General features: G+C 71.2%; 13 protein-coding genes. 9 read left to right on the top strand and 4 right to left on the bottom strand.

All coding sequences use genetic code 11. The features are described 5' to 3' along the window. Positions 1 to 25: 25 nt before the first annotated feature. Entirely contained in the window at positions 26 to 2,212 is a 2,187-nt protein-coding gene (locus ACO0M4_RS19490; RefSeq protein WP_430371997.1) for an ATP-binding SpoIIE family protein phosphatase, read from the top strand. Here ACO0M4_RS19490 and ACO0M4_RS19485 read toward each other — a convergent pair. The 3 genes from ACO0M4_RS19485 to ACO0M4_RS19475 form a co-directional block, all read right to left on the bottom strand. Further along, the gene (locus ACO0M4_RS19485) at positions 2,128 to 3,288 is read right to left on the bottom strand and encodes an AI-2E family transporter (RefSeq protein WP_430371995.1); all 1,161 of its coding nucleotides are present in this window, start codon (positions 3,286 to 3,288) and stop codon (positions 2,128 to 2,130) included. The two genes, ACO0M4_RS19490 and ACO0M4_RS19485, sit on opposite strands and share 85 nt — an antisense overlap. A 158-nt stretch (positions 3,289 to 3,446) precedes the next feature. After that, positions 3,447 to 4,400, bottom strand: coding sequence for a pirin family protein (locus ACO0M4_RS19480; protein ID WP_430371994.1), 954 nt, complete (start codon positions 4,398 to 4,400; stop codon positions 3,447 to 3,449). A 151-nt stretch (positions 4,401 to 4,551) separates the two neighbouring features. After that, on the bottom strand, positions 4,552 to 5,022 hold the full coding sequence (locus tag ACO0M4_RS19475) for an SseB family protein (RefSeq protein WP_016571781.1): 471 nt from the start codon (positions 5,020 to 5,022) through the stop codon (positions 4,552 to 4,554). A gap of 191 nt (positions 5,023 to 5,213) precedes the next feature. Here ACO0M4_RS19475 and ACO0M4_RS19470 point away from each other — a divergent pair, with 191 nt between their 5' ends. From ACO0M4_RS19470 to ACO0M4_RS19440, 7 genes are all read left to right on the top strand, one after another. Next, on the top strand, positions 5,214 to 7,040 hold the full coding sequence (locus ACO0M4_RS19470; protein ID WP_430371993.1) for an acyl-CoA dehydrogenase: 1,827 nt from the start codon (positions 5,214 to 5,216) through the stop codon (positions 7,038 to 7,040). A gap of 303 nt (positions 7,041 to 7,343) precedes the next feature. Beyond that, positions 7,344 to 8,639, top strand: coding sequence for a M18 family aminopeptidase (locus ACO0M4_RS19465; protein ID WP_430371992.1), 1,296 nt, complete (start codon positions 7,344 to 7,346; stop codon positions 8,637 to 8,639). A gap of 1 nt (position 8,640) precedes the next feature. After that, positions 8,641 to 10,659, top strand: coding sequence for a BTAD domain-containing putative transcriptional regulator (locus ACO0M4_RS19460; RefSeq protein WP_430371991.1), 2,019 nt, complete (start codon positions 8,641 to 8,643; stop codon positions 10,657 to 10,659). A 164-nt stretch (positions 10,660 to 10,823) separates the two neighbouring features. Continuing rightward, complete coding sequence (locus ACO0M4_RS19455; protein WP_430371990.1) at positions 10,824 to 11,654, top strand: DUF4232 domain-containing protein; 831 nt, start codon at positions 10,824 to 10,826, stop codon at positions 11,652 to 11,654. 348 nt (positions 11,655 to 12,002) lie between these two features. Beyond that, the gene (locus ACO0M4_RS19450; RefSeq protein ID WP_430371988.1) at positions 12,003 to 12,896 is read left to right on the top strand and encodes a hypothetical protein; all 894 of its coding nucleotides are present in this window, start codon (positions 12,003 to 12,005) and stop codon (positions 12,894 to 12,896) included. Between the two features lie 188 nt (positions 12,897 to 13,084). Further along, on the top strand, positions 13,085 to 14,005 hold the full coding sequence (locus ACO0M4_RS19445; protein WP_430371987.1) for a helix-turn-helix domain-containing protein: 921 nt from the start codon (positions 13,085 to 13,087) through the stop codon (positions 14,003 to 14,005). Between the two features lie 154 nt (positions 14,006 to 14,159). Next, positions 14,160 to 14,783: a DUF4232 domain-containing protein gene (locus tag ACO0M4_RS19440; protein WP_430371986.1), complete on the top strand. Its 624-nt coding sequence runs from the start codon at positions 14,160 to 14,162 to the stop codon at positions 14,781 to 14,783. A gap of 59 nt (positions 14,784 to 14,842) precedes the next feature. Here the strand turns inward: ACO0M4_RS19440 and ACO0M4_RS19435 are convergent, their stop codons facing one another. After that, on the bottom strand, positions 14,843 to 16,669 hold the full coding sequence (locus ACO0M4_RS19435; RefSeq protein ID WP_430371984.1) for an NHL domain-containing thioredoxin family protein: 1,827 nt from the start codon (positions 16,667 to 16,669) through the stop codon (positions 14,843 to 14,845). A gap of 64 nt (positions 16,670 to 16,733) precedes the next feature. On the opposite strand from ACO0M4_RS19435, the gene ACO0M4_RS19430 reads away from it, so the two are divergent. Next, positions 16,734 to 17,264 carry an LURP-one-related/scramblase family protein gene (locus tag ACO0M4_RS19430; protein WP_430371983.1) on the top strand — a complete coding sequence of 177 codons (531 nt, stop codon included), beginning with the start codon at positions 16,734 to 16,736 and terminating at the stop codon, positions 17,262 to 17,264. Positions 17,265 to 17,416: the final 152 nt, after the last annotated feature.

Genomic DNA, 17,416 nt, shown 5'->3' with positions numbered 1-17,416 from the left:
CGTCAAATCCACCTAAAGTAATGCAATGCGCACCAAGGACCTCCTGGCCGCCCTCGCGACCGGCCTGTGGCGCTGGGACAACGCATCCGGCCGAGTGACCCTCGACGCCGAAGCGGCCCGGCTGCTGGGGCTTTCCGCCGAACCGGCCGAACTCACCGAGGCCGCCGTGCGCTCCCGTTTTCATCCCGTCGACTTCGCCGAGATCAACGGTGTCATCCAGCTCGCGGTCTCCGAGGGGACGGTCGCCGAGGCGCGGCTGCGCATCATGGACGAGCGCGGGCGGGTGCTGCGCATCGTCCGCTCCCGCTCCCGGCCCCGGATCGTCAACGGCGACTTCGAACTGGTCGGCACCCTCCAGGAGGTGCCCGAACCACAGCCCGGCACCTCGGCGGCGCGGACCCCGGTCACCGGCGACTGGCGCCGCTCGCGCGAGGCGTTCCTGCTGGACGCGGGCCGCGCCCTGGCCGAGGCACGGTCCACCGCCGAGGTGCTGCGGGTGGCGGCCGGGCTCTCCATGCCCGGGTTCGTGCCGGACGGCCTGGCGGTCTTCGGCATCCAGGGCGACCGGCTCTTGGTGATCGGCCACCACGGTCACCGCCCCGGCGACGAACTGCCCTTCTCCGAGATGATGCTGGAGACCGACTACCCGGCCGCCGAGGTCGTGCGGACCGGCCGGGCCGTCTACCTCCCCACCCCAGAGGAGTACCAGCGCCGCTACCCCACCACCTGGTCCCTGGCGGCCCACTTCGACCACAGTTCCTGGGCGTACCTCCCCCTGATCAACGCGGGCCGGACGATCGGCGCCTGGAAGGCCGGGTTCGCCCAGCCGGTCACGTTCACACCCGACGAGCGCTCGGTGCTGACCACCGTCGCCCGGATGCTGGCCCAGGCGCTGGCCAGGGCCGGAGTGCAGGAGTCGCAGCACGAACTGGCCGTGGGATTGCAGCGGAGCATGATGCCCACGGTGCAGCCGGACATCCCCGGGATGGCGGTCGCGGCCCGCTACGTACCGACCGGCGGCGGTCTTGAGGTCGGCGGCGACTGGTACGACATGATCCCGCTGCCGTCCGGCCGGATCGCGCTGGTCATCGGGGACGTCCAGGGACACGACGTACGGGCCGCCGGCCTGATGGGACAGTTGCGGATCGCGCTGCGCGCCTACGCCGCCGAGGGCCACCACCCCGATGCGGTGCTCTCCCGGGCCTCCCGTTTCCTCGCCGGGATCAACGAGACCGAGTTCCGCGGCCACGGCGAGGACCAGCGCTTCGCGACCTGTCTGTACGTCGAGGTGGACCCGGCGACCGGGTTGCTGGACGTCGCCCGGGCCGGCCACCCCGACCCGGCGATCCGGATGGCCGACGGCACGGTGATGCTGCGGCCCACGTCGGGCGGACTGCCGCTGGGCATCGACCCGGACAGCGACTACCCCACCACCCGGATCGTCCTGGAGCCCGGCGAGACCATGCTGGTCTGCACCGACGGACTGATCGAGACCGGCGGACACGACCTGGAGACCGGCTGGGGGCGGCTGCGCAACGTCTTCGAAGCGCACCGCGCCGGCACGGACGAAGGGGTCGCGGAGAGTCTGGAGCGGCTGGCCGACGGCCTGGTCCAGGCCGTGCACGGCCCGTCGTCGCACCACACCACCGGTCCGCTGGTGGACCGCCGCGAGGACGACATCGCCCTGCTGCTGCTCTCCCGCGAGAGCGCCAGCTGTGGCCTGGACGCCGGGGACCGGCTCGTACAACGGCCCGGGCGGCGCACGGTGTTCTCCGTCGCGCAGGCGGAGCCGGAGCGGATCGCCGCGGCGCGCCGCCAGATGCGCGATGTGCTCCACGACTGGAGCGACCCTGACCAGGTCGACTCCGCGGTACTGCTGGTCTCCGAGATCGTCACCAATGTGCTGACGCACACCGACGGAGACGCACTGCTGGTGGCCGAGGTCTCCGGGGAGCGCGGCACCCGGCGCCTCCGGGTCGACGTCGCCGACGGCAGCGACGAGTTGCCGCACCGCCGCCGGCCCGGTGAGCTGGCCTCCTCGGGGCGTGGCCTGGTGCTGTTGGAGCTGCTGGCTGGGGCGTGGGGGGTGGACCCGCGCGGGGACGGCAAGTCGACGTGGTTCGAGCTCTACGAGGACGCCGGGACGCCGGGGGAGCCGTCCGGTCCGGTGTCACCGGGCTCCGAGGAGTCCGTGCCCGAGCCCGCCGCGTAGTGCTTGCGCAGTTCGTGGAGGACACCGGAGACGGCCGCGGTCAGCGGGACGGACAGCAGCATGCCGAGGATCCCGGCGACGCTCGCACCCGCGGTGATCGCCAGCATGACGACGGCCGGGTGCATCTGGACCGTACGGCTCTGGATCATCGGCTGGAGCACATGGCCCTCCAGCACCTGGACGGCGAGCACCACCCCGAGCGCCCAGAGCGCGATCACAAAGCCGCGGTCCGCGAACGCCACCAGGATCGCCACCGCGCCTGAGATGAACGCGCCGAGGTAGGGGATGTAGGCGCCGACGAAGACCAGTGCGCCCAGGCCGAGAGCACCGGGAACGTCCAGGATCAGCAGGCCGACGGTGATGCAGATGGCGTCGATCAGCGCGATGAAGGTGGTGCCGCGCATGAAGCCCTCGATGGACTGGAAACCGCGGCGGGCCATCCGTTCCAGCTGCGGCGCCGAGTTGCCCGGCGCCCAGTCGTGCAGCGCGCGGACCGCCTTGTCGGAGTCGCGCAGGAAGAAGAAGGTCAGGAACAGGGCCAGCACCGCCGCGGCGATGAACTGTCCCACGATGCTCACGCCGGCGAGCAGCCCGGAGGCCGCGGTGCTGCCGAACTTGGTGACCAGCGTCCTGGCGTTGGTGGCGAGGTCGCTGAGCGAATTCCCGGCCACCCCGAAGTTCTTGGTGAGGTCCGTCGCCGCATCCTTGAGCGAGGCGACGATCTGGTCCCCGGTGTCGACCAGCGCGCTGACCACGACGTATCCGGCCCCGCCGACCACGACCATCAACACGGCGCAGGTCAGCCCGGCCGCCAGCGAGCGGTTGAGCCGCATCGCCACCAGCCGCCGGTACATCGGACCGAGCAGCGCACTCCCCAGCAGGGCCAGCAGTACGGGCGTGACCGCGGCGCTCAACTCCACGCAGAGCCATACGCTGACGGCCAGCACCGCCGCCACCAGCAGTCCCGCGGCGCACCAGGCCGCCGCGCGGCGGGCCTCGATCGGGAGCAGCGGCAAAGAGCGCGGCGGCCGGCCGGGCTCGGCGCCGCTCCGGTCTTGATCCGAGTCGTTTCGCACCCGGACAGTCCACCACGGCAGCGGCCGTTGACGGGTATTGGACGGCCACAGCACGGCTCGGGACTCAGCCGACGCCATGACGTTTCACGTGAAACATGAGTGCGGGGGCGGTGTTTCACGTGAAACACCGCCCCCGCGATCCCGCCTTCGGCGGCCGCTCAAAGCGCGTCGGCGGGAATCGTCCCCAGCCGGCCGGCCTGGAAGTCCTCGAAGGCCTGGGCCAGTTCGGCGTGGGTGTTCATGACGAACGGTCCGTAATGCATCATCGGCTCGCGGATCGGCAGTCCGCCCAGCAGCACCACCTCGAAGTTGGGGCTGCGCGACTCCTGGCTCTCGTCGGCCCGGATCGTGAGCGCGTCTCCCTCTCCGAAGACCACCGACTGGCCCATGTGGAACGGGCGGTCCTCCGCCCCGGCCGTTCCACTGCCGGCCAGTGCGTAGGCGAGACCGTTGAAGTCCGTGCGCCAGGGCAGCGTCACCTGAGCACCCGGGCTCACCGTCAGATGCATCATCGTGATCGGGGTGTGGGTGACGCCCGGTCCCTGGTGGCCGTCGATGTCACCGGCGATCAGCCGCAGCAGCGCACCGCCGTCGGCGGAGGTCAGCAGCTTGACCTGGCCGCCACCGATGTCCTGGTAGCGCGGCGCCATCATCTTGTCGCTCTTCGGGAGGTTCACCCACAGCTGGAGGCCGTGGAAGAGGCCGCCCGACATGACCAGCGACTCCGGCGGCGCCTCGATGTGCAGCAGACCGGAGCCCGCCGTCATCCACTGGGTGTCGCCACCGTTGATGACTCCGCCGCCACCGTGGGAGTCACGGTGCACGAACGTGCCGTCGATCAGATACGTCACGGTCTCGAAGCCGCGGTGCGGGTGCCAGGGGGTGCCCTTGGGCTCTCCGGGTGCGTACTCCACCTCGCCCATCTGGTCCATCATGATGAACGGGTCGAGGTGCTTGTAGGCGATCCCGGCGAAGGCGCGGCGTACCGGGAAGCCCTCGCCTTCGAACCCGCTCGGGGCGGTGGCGACGGCCAGTACGGGCCGGGTGCGCGCCCCGGCGGGTGCGGCCACCTTCGGCAGGGTCAGCGGATTCTCTACGGTCACAGCAGGCATGACGGCCTCCTTGGTCGTTCGCGCTTCAATTAAGTTAGTTGAAAGCTGAACAACTTGCAAGGCGTGCGGCATTCCCGCTTCTGCTCTACTGGCATTTCCGCAGGTCAGGCAGGAGACAGCGGGGCAGCACGGGCCGCCCCGGGGAGAATCGTCAGCCGTACATGCGGCGCATGGCGAAGTCGACCATCTGCTCCACGGCCTTGGCGTCGAAGACCATCCGGTGGTCACCCTCCATGTCGAGGACGAACCCGTAGCCGGTCGGCAGCAGGTCGAGCACCTCGGCGCCGGTGATCACGAAGTACTTGGACTCCTTGCCGGCGTACCGGCGCAGCTCCTTGAGCGAGGTGAACATCGGGATGACCGGCTGCTGGGTGTTGTGCAGCGCCAGGAAGCCGGGGTTGTCACCGCGCGGGCAGTAGACCTTGGACGTCGAGAAGATGCCCTGGAAGTCCTCGGCCGACATCGAACCGGTGGTGAAGGCGCGCACCGCGTCGGCGAGGGAGGGCGGGGACGGCTCGGGATACAGCGGCTGCTCGCCGTAGCCCCCGGGGGCCGGTTGCTGCGGCGGGGGCGGCGCTCCGTACTGCTGCCCGGCGCCCGCGTTCTGGTCGTAGCCGTACATGCGCCACAGCGTACTGATTCGGGGGTCACGAGGGGGACGCTCGTCACAGATCGGCGGTTAGGGGTTGCTTCTTATTACCGGTGGGTAGCATCATTCGTAGCTACTTGCTGGTATTGCGTATCGAGGTCCTTTCCTCGCGTCGAGGTCTTCGTCGTACCGAGGTCCTCCCGAACCCTTACGGAGCCGTACTCATGGGGCACTACAAGTCGAATCTCCGCGACATCGAGTTCAACCTCTTCGAGGTGTTCGGCCGTGACAGCGTGTACGGCACCGGACCGTTCGCGGAGATGGACGTCGACACCGCCAAGAGCGTGCTGTCCGAGATCGCCCGGCTGTCGGAGAACGAGCTGGCCGATTCGTACGCCGACGCCGACCGGAACCCCCCGGTCTTCGACCCGGACACCAACACCGCGCCGGTGCCGGACACCTTCAAGAAGAGCTACCAGGCATACATGGACGCCGAGTGGTGGCGCCTGGGCATCCCGGAGGAGATCGGCGGCACCACCTCGCCGCGCTCGCTCCTCTGGGCGTTCGCCGAGACCATCCTGGGCGCGAACCCGGCCGTGTGGATGTACTCCTCCGGCCCGGCCTTCGCCGGCGTGCTCTTCGAAGAGGGCACCGAACAGCAGAAGCACATCGCCAAGGTCGCGGTGGACAAGGGCTGGGGCTCCACCATGGTGCTGACCGAGCCCGACGCCGGCTCGGACGTCGGCGCCGGCCGCACCAAGGCGGTCAAGCAGGAGGACGGCTCCTGGCGCATCGAGGGCGTGAAGCGCTTCATCACGTCCGGTGAGCACGACATGGCGGAGAACATCCTCCACTACGTCCTCGCCCGTCCCGAGGGCCACGGCCCCGGCACCAAGGGCCTGTCCCTCTTCCTCGTGCCGAAGTACGAGTTCGACTTCGAGACCGGTGAGCTGGGCGAGCGCAACGGCGTCTACGCCACCAACGTCGAGCACAAGATGGGCCTCAAGGCGTCCAACACCTGCGAGATGACCTTCGGCGACCGCCACCCCGCCAAGGGCTGGCTCATCGGCGAGAAGCACGACGGCATCCGCCAGATGTTCCGGATCATCGAGTTCGCGCGGATGATGGTCGGCACCAAGGCGATAGCGACCCTCTCCACCGGCTACCTCAACGCCCTGGAGTACGCCAAGGAGCGCGTGCAGGGCGCGGACCTGGCCGCGTTCACCGACAAGGCCGCGCCGCGCGTCAGCATCACCCACCACCCCGACGTGCGCCGCTCGCTGATGACGCAGAAGGCGTACGCCGAGGGCATGCGCGCCCTGGTGCTGTACACCGCCACCGTCCAGGACGAGATCCTGGTCAAGGAGGCCGCCGGCGAGGACGCCTCCGCCGTGCACGCGCTGAACGACCTGCTGCTGCCGATCGTCAAGGGCTACGGCTCGGAGAAGTCCTACGAGCAGCTGGCCCAGTCGCTGCAGACCTTCGGTGGCTCCGGCTACCTCCAGGAGTACCCGATCGAGCAGTACATCCGGGACTCCAAGATCGACACCCTCTACGAGGGCACCACCGCCATCCAGGGGCAGGACTTCTTCTTCCGGAAGATCGTCCGCAACCAGGGCGCGGCGCTGACCCAGCTGGCGGGGGCCATCAAGAAGTTCCTGGCCGACGCCGAGGGCGGCGCCGAGCTGGAGCAGGCCCGCGGCGAGCTGGCCAAGGCCGCCGAGTCCCTGGAGGCGATCGTCGGCGCCATGCTGACCGACCTCGCCGCCACGGAGAAGGACGTCAAGTCCATCTACAAGGTCGGCCTGAACACCACCCGCCTCCTGCTGGCCTCCGGTGACGTCGTCGTCGGCTACCTGCTCCTCAAGGGCGCCGCGGTGGCGGCCGAGAAGCTGCCCGGTGCGTCGTCGAAGGACAAGTCGTTCTACGCCGGCAAGATCGCCGCCGCGAAGTTCTTCGCGCACAACGTCCTGCCGGACGTCACGCTCCAGCGCTCCCTGGCCGAGTCGATCGACCAGTCCCTGATGGAGCTCGACGAGGCCGCGTTCTGAGCCCACGCTGAGTCCTGACGGTCCGGGACCTGTTCCCGGACCGTCACCGGATTCTTAGAAACCTCTCAGAACCACTGCTCACACTGATGGTGCCCGCCTCCCTTCCCCCCGGGAGGCGGGCATTGTCATGCTGGGGCGGAGGGTGCGGACGGGCCCGCCGCTTCCCGTGCGGCCGGGGTGGACCGGAAATCGCTCGTTTCGTCGGTGCATCCGCTCTGGAATGGGGAAATCGTGGCCGGAAGGCAATGGAGTCGCACCCCAAGGGCACCCGGAAGAGCGGAGTTGGCTCCTTATGCTGAATCCATGACCAACTCCGCCCGCTTCGACCGCGGCCACACCGACGACCTGATGTCCTTCCTCGCCGCCAGCCCCTCGCCGTACCACGCGGTGGCGAACGCGGCGGAGCGGCTGGAGAAGGCCGGCTTCCGACAGGTGGCGGAGACCGACGAGTGGGACGGCCAGAGCGGCGGCAAGTACGTGCTGCGGGGCGGCGCGATCATCGCCTGGTACGTGCCCGAGGGCACGAGCCCGGCCACCCCGTACCGCATCGTCGGGGCGCACACCGACTCCCCCAACCTCCGCGTCAAACCGCTCCCGGACACCGGCGCCCGCGGCTGGCGGCAGATCGCCGTCGAGATCTACGGCGGCACGCTGCTCAACACCTGGCTCGACCGCGACCTGGGGCTCAGCGGCCGAGTGACGCTGAGCGACGGCAGCACCCGGCTGGTCACCGTGGACCGGCCGCTGCTGCGGGTGCCGCAGCTGGCCGTGCACCTGGACCGGTCGGTGAACGTCGAGGGCCTCAAGCTCGACAAGCAGCGCCACATGACGCCGATCTGGGGCCTGGGCGAGGTCGCCGAGGGCGATCTGATCGCGTTCGTGGCCGAGGAGATCGGGGTCCTGGCCGAGGACATCAAGGGCTGGGACCTGATGGTGCACAGCGTGGAAGCGCCCGCCTACCTCGGGCGCGACCGCGAACTGGTCGCCGGGCCACGGATGGACAACCTGCTGTCCGTGCACGCCGGTACGGCCGCACTCACCGCGGCGGCCGCCGCCGGTGGCCAGTTGACCACCATCCCGGTACTGGCCGCCTTCGACCACGAGGAGAACGGCAGCCAGTCGGACACCGGCGCCGACGGCCCGCTGCTCGGCACGGTGCTGGAACGTTCGGTCTTCGCCCGCGGCGGCACGTACGAGGACCGGGCGCGGGCCTTCGCCGGCACCATCTGCCTGTCGTCGGACACCGGGCACGCCGTGCACCCCAACTACAGCGACCGGCACGAACCAGGGCACCACCCGATGCCCAACGGCGGGCCGATCCTCAAGGTCAACGTCAACCAGCGGTACGCGACCGACGGCAGCGGGCGGGCGGTCTTCGCCGCGGCCTGCGAACGGGCCGGGGTGCCCTGGCAATCCTTCGTGTCACACAACGCGATGCCGTGCGGCACCACGATCGGCCCGATCACCGCGGCCCGACACGGCATCCAGACCGTCGACATCGGTGTCGCGATCCTGTCCATGCACTCGGCCCGTGAGCTGTGCGGTGCCCAGGACCCGTACCTGCTGGCGAACGCCCTGACGGCATTCCTGGAGAGCTGAGTTGGAATTCTCACTGCTCGGCCCGATCTCCGTGACGAGCGGCTCCCAGGAGTTGCCGCTCGGGCCCGCCAAACGGCGCAGTGTGCTGGCACTGCTGCTTCTGCAGCCCAACACCACCGTCCCACTGGAGCAGTTGATCGACTCCCTGTGGGAGGACGAACCACCCGAGCACGCCCGGACGGTCGTACAGGGGCACGTCTCGCGGCTGCGCGCCACGCTGGCCACGGGCGGCGCCGAGGCGTACGGCATCGAGCTGGCCACCCATGGCTCGGCCTATCTGCTGCGGATGCCGGAGGAGCTGATCGACGCCCACCGGTTCGGTGAACTGGTCACGCTGGCCCGCCCGGAGGCGGCACCGGCCGATGCGGTGCCGCTGCTGCGCGAGGCACTGGGGCTGTGGCGCGGACCCGCACTGACCGGCACGGTCACCAGCCCGCCGTTCGCGGCCGCCGCACACGCGCTGGAGGAGCGCAGGCTCTCCGCCGTCGAGGCGCTGGCCCGGGCGTACGGCGCACTCGGTGAGCACGAACAGGCCGCGGCCGTCCTGTACTCCGCCGCCGTCAACCACCCGTTGCGGGAAGGGCTGATCGCCGCGCTGATGCGGGCGCTGTTCCGGACCGGGCGTCAGTCCGACGCGCTGGAGTGGTACCACCGCACCCGACGGCTGCTCAGCGAGGAACTGGGCGTCGATCCGGGAGAGCGCCTGCGGTCGGCGTACGAGGAAATCCTGCGGGCGGAGGCCACGGACGGCGGCCGGAAGGCCACGGAGCCGAAGCGCGGTGCCACGGCCGCCCCGGCCGACGGGCGCGCGTTTCACGTGAAACATGGCGGCGGCACGCAGCCCTCCGGCGACGGGGGCGCGGACGGGGCCGGTGCGACGGGCACGGGGGCGGGTGCACAAGGCGGCCGGGACGGGATCGGCCGAGGCGGGGCCGGTGCGGCGCCCCGGCTGCTCCCCAGGCCACCCGCCCGATTCCTGGGTCGCGAGGCCGAACTGCGCGCCCTGACCCATGTGTTGACGGACCGTACGTCCGAGGAGAGCCCGTTGGCGGTCGTCGCGGGCCCGGCCGGGGTCGGCAAGACCGCGTACGCGGTGCAGTGGGCGCATCTGCACGCCGGCGCCTTCCCCGACGGCCAGCTCTTCGCCGACCTGCGCGGCTTCGGCGGGGGCGATGAGGCGGCACCGGCCGAGATCCTGCGGGACTTCCTCCAGGCGCTCGGCACCCCACCGGAGCGGGTGCCCAGCTCCGCTCAGGCCGCCTCGGCGCTGTTCCGCTCGCTGGTCGCCGAACGACGGCTGCTGGTCGTCCTGGACAATGCGCGGAGTTCGGCGCAGGTACGGCCGCTGCTGCCCGGTGGCCCGCACTGCGCCACGGTCGTCACCAGCCGCAGCCGGCTCGACGGACTGGTCGCCACGGACTGCGCCCGGCCGGTGGGCCTCCAGGCCCTCGGCCACGAGGAGGGCGCGGCACTGCTCGGCGCCATGCTCGGGTCGGAACGGGTCGCAGAGGACCCGGCCGCGGCGCGGGAACTGGTCGACCTGTGCGACGGGTTGCCGCTGGCGCTCCGGGCCGCGGCGGCGCAGCTGACCGCCCGGCCGCGCTGGCGGCTGGCCCGGCTGGCCTCGGCGCTGCGCGACGAACGACGGCGGCTGGCGCTGCTGTCGGCGGAGGACACCGGGATAGCGGCGGCGCTCCGGGTGTCCGTCGCCCGGTTGTCCGCGGACGACGCCCGACTGCTTCGGGCGTTGGCGAACAGTCCCGACGGGCATCTCAATGCGTCAGCTGCGGCGGCGCTCGCCGGGTACGACCAGGAGCGCACCCAAGACGGGCTCGAACGACTCGCGGAGATGCACCTGGTGGACGAAGAGGCCACCGATGTCTACACGATCAGCGCCCTGACCCAGCTGTTCGCCCGGGACGCGGGCGGGGAGGGCGCCCGACGGCCGGAGGGCGGCGACGGAACGGAACCCGGCGGGCCGGACGGGGCGGGCGGACGCCCGGGTGGCGGGGCCGGCTGAGCTCCGCCACAACGGGGGCGCCCGCGTTAGGCAGGCGTTAGTGGTACGGCAGCGGCGGTCGGCAACCTTGTGGACAGACCGCAGGACAGACCAGGCCGGGCCGAACGTGCCGGGCCGGACCGCGGAGCGCGCCACCGCGCCCCGCCGACCGGGGGAGATCGGATATGCCACGCACCGACGCCACCACCGCCGCCCGTACCCCCCGCTCGGCCCGCCGCCGTACGCTGCGGATCGCCGCGGCCGGGCTGACCGCGGTCGCCGCGCTCACCCTCACCGCCTGCGGCGGCCAGGACAACCCGCTCAAGACCAGCGACGCCAAGCCGTTCAACCCGGCCCCCCAGGACGCCAAGGACCCGGCGGCCAACGGCACACAGAACGGGCCGGGCAACACCACCGGGGCGGACAAGGGCAACGGCGGTACGGCCGGGAAGAGCGGCAAGGACGACAAGGGCAGCAAGGGCGGCAAGGACGACACCACCGTCGCGGACAGCGCGGCGCACGGCGGGAAGCAGAGTTCGACGGGCGGTTCGCACCCGACCACTGCCGGCGGGGGCCGGGGGTCCGGTGCCCGGCGCACCGCCTGTAACGCCGCGAAGATCCGCATCGTGGCGCAGCCGCTGACCCGTCCGATCAACCATCTGCTGCTGCGGGCCACCAACACCTCCGGCGCCACCTGCGACCTCTACGCCTACCCCTACCTGCAGTTCGACCACGCCCAAGCGGCGGTGGCCGAGATGCCGGACAGCAAGCCGCAGGCCGTGGTCACCCTGGCGCCGGGGGAGTCGGGCTACGCCAGCGTGCTGCTGTCCCGCGCCGACAGTGCCGAACACGGCCACGACGCGACCTCGCTCTCCGTCAGCCTCGCCGGCCGCGACGGCCAGGGGAGCGTCGGCGGCTCGGCGAACGTCGCACTCCCGGGCGGCTCGTCGTACATCGACGACGGCGTGCGGGTGTCGTACTGGCAGGCCGACCCGAACGACGCGGCCTCCTGGTGAACCGGGTCGTCACCTGGACGACGACCCACCACCCCTGAAGCAGGGCGCCCGCGATTCCCCCGGCGGGCGCCCTTTTCCTTCTGCCGCGATCCCCCTCGTACAGCGGACGATGCAGTCGCCGGGCCGCCCACGGCTGTCCCGTCATGTCCCAGCAGGCACCTGTCGATGTCCCGAAAACATCGACCGTCCGGCACGTCCCCGCAGGTCACGGCCTTGCGAGCCGGGAAGCGCATCCCACGGTTCGGGGAGGGGCCGCCCACCGGCCGGGGCCCGTCCCACCATGGTCTCCGTCGTCGCGAGGTGATCCCGTGGACGGCGCCACGGACCGATGACGCGGAGGGGCACGGCATGGAGGAACACGGCACCACGCAACCGGGGGACGGCACAACCCTCGTGCCGGGCCCGGGATCCGCGTTCCGCCGGACGCTGCTGCGCCGGATGCTTCCCGCGGTCGCCGCGGCGGGTCTCGGCATCACCGGGATCGCCGGGGTCGCACACGGCGCCGCCGGCGGGCCGCAGCGGACCGCGGCCGCCGACTTCCCCACCTGGGGCACCCGTTGGGTGGTGCACGCCGACGCCGACACGCGCTCCCCCGCCGTCGGGATGGTCAACGCGTCCGCGCCGGGCAAGGACCGGATCACCGCCGACTACCAGGTGGACACCGGCCGTCGGGTGTGCGAGGGCAGCTCCTGTTCGAGCTACATGGCCCACCTCACCGGGCCGGTCAGCGGATTCCTCACCGTGGTCGCGGTGGCCATCCCGCAGGACCGGCTGCCGGGCATACCGGTCCAGGGCGCGCCGCCGCCACAGCCCGGCGTCTCACGCCAGGAGATGTTGGCGCGCGCCGCCACCTGGCTGACCGCCGACAACGGGGCGCAGGTGTCGTACAGCCAGGCCAAGGTCTGGAAGGACGGCTACCGACAGGACTGCTCCGGCTACGTGTCGATGGCCCTCCGGCTGCCGACGCCGGGCACCAACACCGTGGGCCTGGCCACCGATCGCGGTCTCACCCGGCCGGTTCCACTCGGCGAGTTGAAGGGCGGCGACCTGCTCATCGACGCGACGGGGGACAACAACCGGCACGTCGTCATCTTCGAGAAGTGGAACGACGCCGCGCATTCCTCGTACACCGCCTTCGAGCAGCGCGGTGGCCACGGCACCGACCACCGCAGCCTGACCTACGGCCTGCCGGGCGGCGACGCCGAGTTCACGCCGTATCGGCCCGTGGCGTTCAGCGACTGAACGGGGCCGGCGAGCAGGGGGCGGGGCACGTCCAGCTGACCCGGCTCGGAATCCACCGGGTCGCAGCGCGCTGTTTCACGTGAAACGTCACCGAACGGTCCGGGTTCGTTCCGGATCGCGTAACGAGGGGCACTTCCGTCACAGGGGAGCGGAAGTGCCCCTCGCACGCGCATGTCCACTGTGCTGGAATGCGAGACGTGCCTGGCCATGAGAACCACGCCACGAACATCCGCCGCAAACCACTGGCCCCGCTCCCGGCCGAACTCTCCGGTCCCGTCCGGGACTTCGTCTCCGCGCTACGCCGTATGCATGGCGAACTCGGCTACAGCCTCCAGGAGCTGGCCGGACGGCTGCCGGCCAGCCGCTCGTCCCTCTCGCGCTATCTGCGCGGCCAGAGCCTGCCCGACGAGCGGCTGCTGGTGCAGTGGTGCAAGCTCTCCTTCACGGGCGAGGACCGGCTGCCCGCGCTGGTGGAGCTCCTGCACCACGCCCAGGAGGCGGCGGACGAAGCGCCGGCGCCCGCTACGGAGCCCCCCGTCGGCGCCCGACCGGGGTCGGCAGAGCCGGAGGAACCAGCGGGTGCGGAGGGTACGGAAGGTGCGGAAGGTACCGAACCACAGGACGCAGCACCGGGACGGCGCCGGCTGCGGCTGGTGCTCGCCGGGCTCGGCACTGCCGCCGTCCTCGCCGGGGCCGCGTTCGCCGTTGTGGCGCTGACCGGCCCGGACACCGGCGGCCGGGGGGACGGGGGCGGCGTCGACCGGGCGCCGGCCGCATCGGGCGCGGGACCGGCCACCGGTTCCGCCCGGATCACCGTGAACAACGTCGAACGGGCCTGCCGGCACAGTCGCACCGACTACTGCGCGCTCGGGCTGGCGCGCGACCCCTATGCGCCGTACCTGCGGCCCAATGTCGTGGGCCACGTCTGGCACGGCGATGAGCTGCACGCCGTCTGCAAGATCGCCGACGGGATCGCCATCACCGATGAGGCGGGCGGGCACAGCAGCATCTGGTTCCGGGTCGATCACGACGGCGGGCCGGCCTGGATGCCGGGCATCCGCGTCCGGCCCGAACAGCTCGACGACGGGTTGCCCCGGTGCCCGAACTGATCAGGTCCGGGTTTAGCCGTCCGCGCCGGGGAAAGACGAGCCGGGGGCCGTGCGGAACGTACCCGCCCTGGCCCCGGAAGCGGCAGTCGCTATCGTGGCCGTGCCATGACATAGCCGCCTCGCTGTCTGCAGTACCTCACTGGGGGAACCTTCCATGACCGCACGCCGCACCCGTCGCCGCTCCGCCGCGTACGCCGCGCTGGCCCTCGGCCTGGCCGGATCGCTCGCCCTGACCGGCTGCAACAGCAACTCCTCGAAGTCGAAGAAGAGCTCGTCGTCCTCGTCCTCCACGAGCAAGAAGCGCAAGATCATCGGTGGGGGCGCGGCCGTGGCGGGAGCGGGTGCGGGCGCGGCCTCCCGCCATCGGACGATCGATTGCTCCGTCAGCACGTCACGGCTCCAGTTCAACCAGCAGACGGGGCCGAAGGGGTATGTGAGCGTGCGGTACAAGAACTACTCCAGCACGCTCAGCTGCACGCTGTACGGCGCGCCGCTGCTGTCCTTCAACCAAGCGAAGACTCCACTGCCGGCGGTGAAGGCGGGGTCGAGTGCCGCCATCCTCCGCCCCGGCGGCACCGCCTACGCGGTCATCCCCACCAACACCCCCGCCACCCTGGGCACCCAGCAGAAGGACGTGGCCATCCGGCTCCGCACCAACGAATCGCCGGTGGTGTACAACTTCGCGGAGAAGCGCACCACGATCTCCGTCGGCCAGAGCAAGGTCAGCTCCTGGAACAGGAGCCTTGCCGGGGCCAAGCTGGAAGCCGGCGTCGGGTAACTCACCCAGAACGCCGGCCGCCCGCAGTCCGCACGAGTAGCCCCGGCCCCCGGCCGGGGCTACTCCGCGTCCAGCCCCGCCAGCACCAGCCCCAGCCGGGCGGCACCGTCCTCGGTGATCCGGAGCGGAACGCCCCAGTCCTGCTGGTGCACATGGCAGGCCGGGTACTCGATGTCCGGGTCGTCGTCGCAGGACGCGGCCATCGCCGAGACGTGCAGCACGCCCTCGGTCACACCGTCCGCGAGGACCAGGTCCCGCGCCAGATCGGTGCCCGCGCCCGCCCCGTCGGCCAGCAGCTCCGGCGGCGTGGCGCTGACCAGCAGCCGCGTCGAGGGGCCGTAGCGGGTGTCGAGCTTCTGTCCGGCCGGGGCCTGGAAGACCACGTCCAGCCGGAGCGTGCCGGGGGCGATGTCGGTCGCGGCCCGCTGGGTGCGGTGGGCCACCGACTCGACCCGTACCGCCTCCTCGGGGAGCCGGAGCCGGGTCAGCCGGTGCCGCGCGGACTCCACCACCACGATGTCGTCGTCGGCGAGGACCGCCGCGGAGGGCTCCCGCAGATCGGTCGCGAGCGTGGTCACCGCACCACTCGCCGGGTCGTAGCGGCGCAGCGCGTGGTTGTAGGTGTCCGCGATGGCGACCGAGCCGTCGGGGAGCGCGGTCACGCCCAGCGGGTGCTGGAGCAGGGCCTGCTCGGCGGCGCCGTCGCGGTGCCCGAAGTCGAAGAGTCCGGTGCCGACGGCCGTGCGGACCACGTAGCCGTCCCCCGGGGCGTCCGCGTCGCCGTGCGTCTCCCGCTCGATCCAGCGCACCGCACTGGTCTCCGAGTCGGCGATCCACAGCCGGTCGCCGGCCGCCGCGAGCCCGGAGGGCTGGGCGAACCACGCCTCCGCCGCGGGGCCGTCCACCAGGCCCTCGTTGGTGGTGCCGGCCGCCACCGCCACCGTGCCGTCGGCTGGGTCGTAGGTCCAGATCTGATGGACCCCGGCCATCGCGATCCACAGCCGGTCCTGCCACCAGGCGAGGTCCCACGGCGAGGAGAGGTCCACCTCGCGCGCCGGGCCGGCGGTCGGCGAGCCCTGCCACCACTGCTTGCCGGTGCCGGCCACGGTCTCCAGGGCACCGGTCGCGGGGTCGAAGACCCGGACGGCGTGGTTGACGGTGTCCGCGACGGCGACCGTGCCGTCGGGCAGCAGCGCCAGCCCCTGCGGCTCGTTGAAGGCGTCCGGGCCCAGCCCGCGCTCGCCGGTCCCGATCCGGCGCAGCACCTGCTCACCGTCGGCCGCCAGCTCCACCAGCTGGTGCCGGGTGGTGTCGGAGACGAGGAAGGTGCCGCCGGGCAGTTGCACCGCCTTGCCGGGGAAGCGGAGGTCGGTGGCGACCGGCTCCGGCGGAACGTAGGGGCCGTCGCCGCGCCGCAGCGTGCCCTTCGCGGTGTGCTCGGCGATCAGCTCCTCGACGAGCTTCTCGATGGCGTGCGCATGGCCCTCACCCGCGTGCTGGGCCACGACGTAGCCCTCGGGGTCGATCACCACCAGCGTCGGCCAGGCCCGCACCGCGTACTGCTTCCAGGTCGCCAGCTCGGGGTCGTCGAGGACGGGGTGCTCGACGCCGTACCGCTCGACGGCGTCGACGACGGCCTGGTGATCGGCCTCGTGCACGAACTTCGGGGAGTGCACGCCGATGATCACGACCGAGTCGCGGTGGCGCTCCTCCAGCTCCCGCAGCTCGTCCAAGACGTGCAGACAGTTCACACAGCAGAACGTCCAGAAATCGAGGATGACAATGCGTCCTCGCAGGTCGGGGAGGGTGAGGTCGTTTCCGCCGGTGTTGAGCCAACCGCCCTTGCCGGTCAGCTCGGGGGCCCGGACGCGCGCACGTGAAGCCATGTGGACATTCAACGTCACCCCGGTACGCACGCATTCCACAGGGGGCATGGGGAACACGTCACCCATGCTGCAATCCCACGAGGGACACCCCCCTCGCTCCCGCAAGTACTTCGTGCACGACCGGATCTTCGGCATCGGCGAGGACTACTGGGTCGACGACGATCACGGACGGCACGCCTACCTCGTGGACGGGAAGGCGCTGCGCCTGCGGGAGACCTTCGAGCTCAAGGACACCGAGCGGCGGGTGCTGATCACCATCCGCAAGAAGATGTTCAGCCTGCGCGATGCGATGACCATCGAGCGGGACGACCAGCCGCTGGCCACGATCAAGCGCAAGCGGCTGTCGCTACTGCGCCACCACTACCGCGTCGAGCTGGTCGACGGCACCGAGCTGGACGTCAGCGGCAAGATCTTCGACCGGGAGTTCGCGGTCGAGTACGACGGTGAACTGCTCGCCGAGATCTCACGGCGGTGGCTGACCGTCCGCGACACGTATGCGGTCAATGTCGTACGGGAGGACGCGGACCCGGCACTGCTGATCGCCGTCGCGGTATCCGTGATCCGGATGGCGGAGCGGGAGCGGGACGACGACTGAGGCACGCCGGATGTACCGGCCAAACTCCTCGCAGTGGGCGGGAATTGGCCGGTTTCGCCGACTCCGCACCAATCGGGAGCGGCGAATCGCGCACAGTACCACCGGCAACGCTTTCGAACGGCCCCGCCGTCAAACATCCGCCTACGATGGTC

The organism is Streptomyces sp. RGM 3693 (assembly GCF_050471125.1).
Classification (GTDB): Bacteria; Actinomycetota; Actinomycetes; order Streptomycetales; family Streptomycetaceae; genus Streptomyces.
This window is presented reverse-complemented; position numbering and strand designations above follow the sequence as displayed.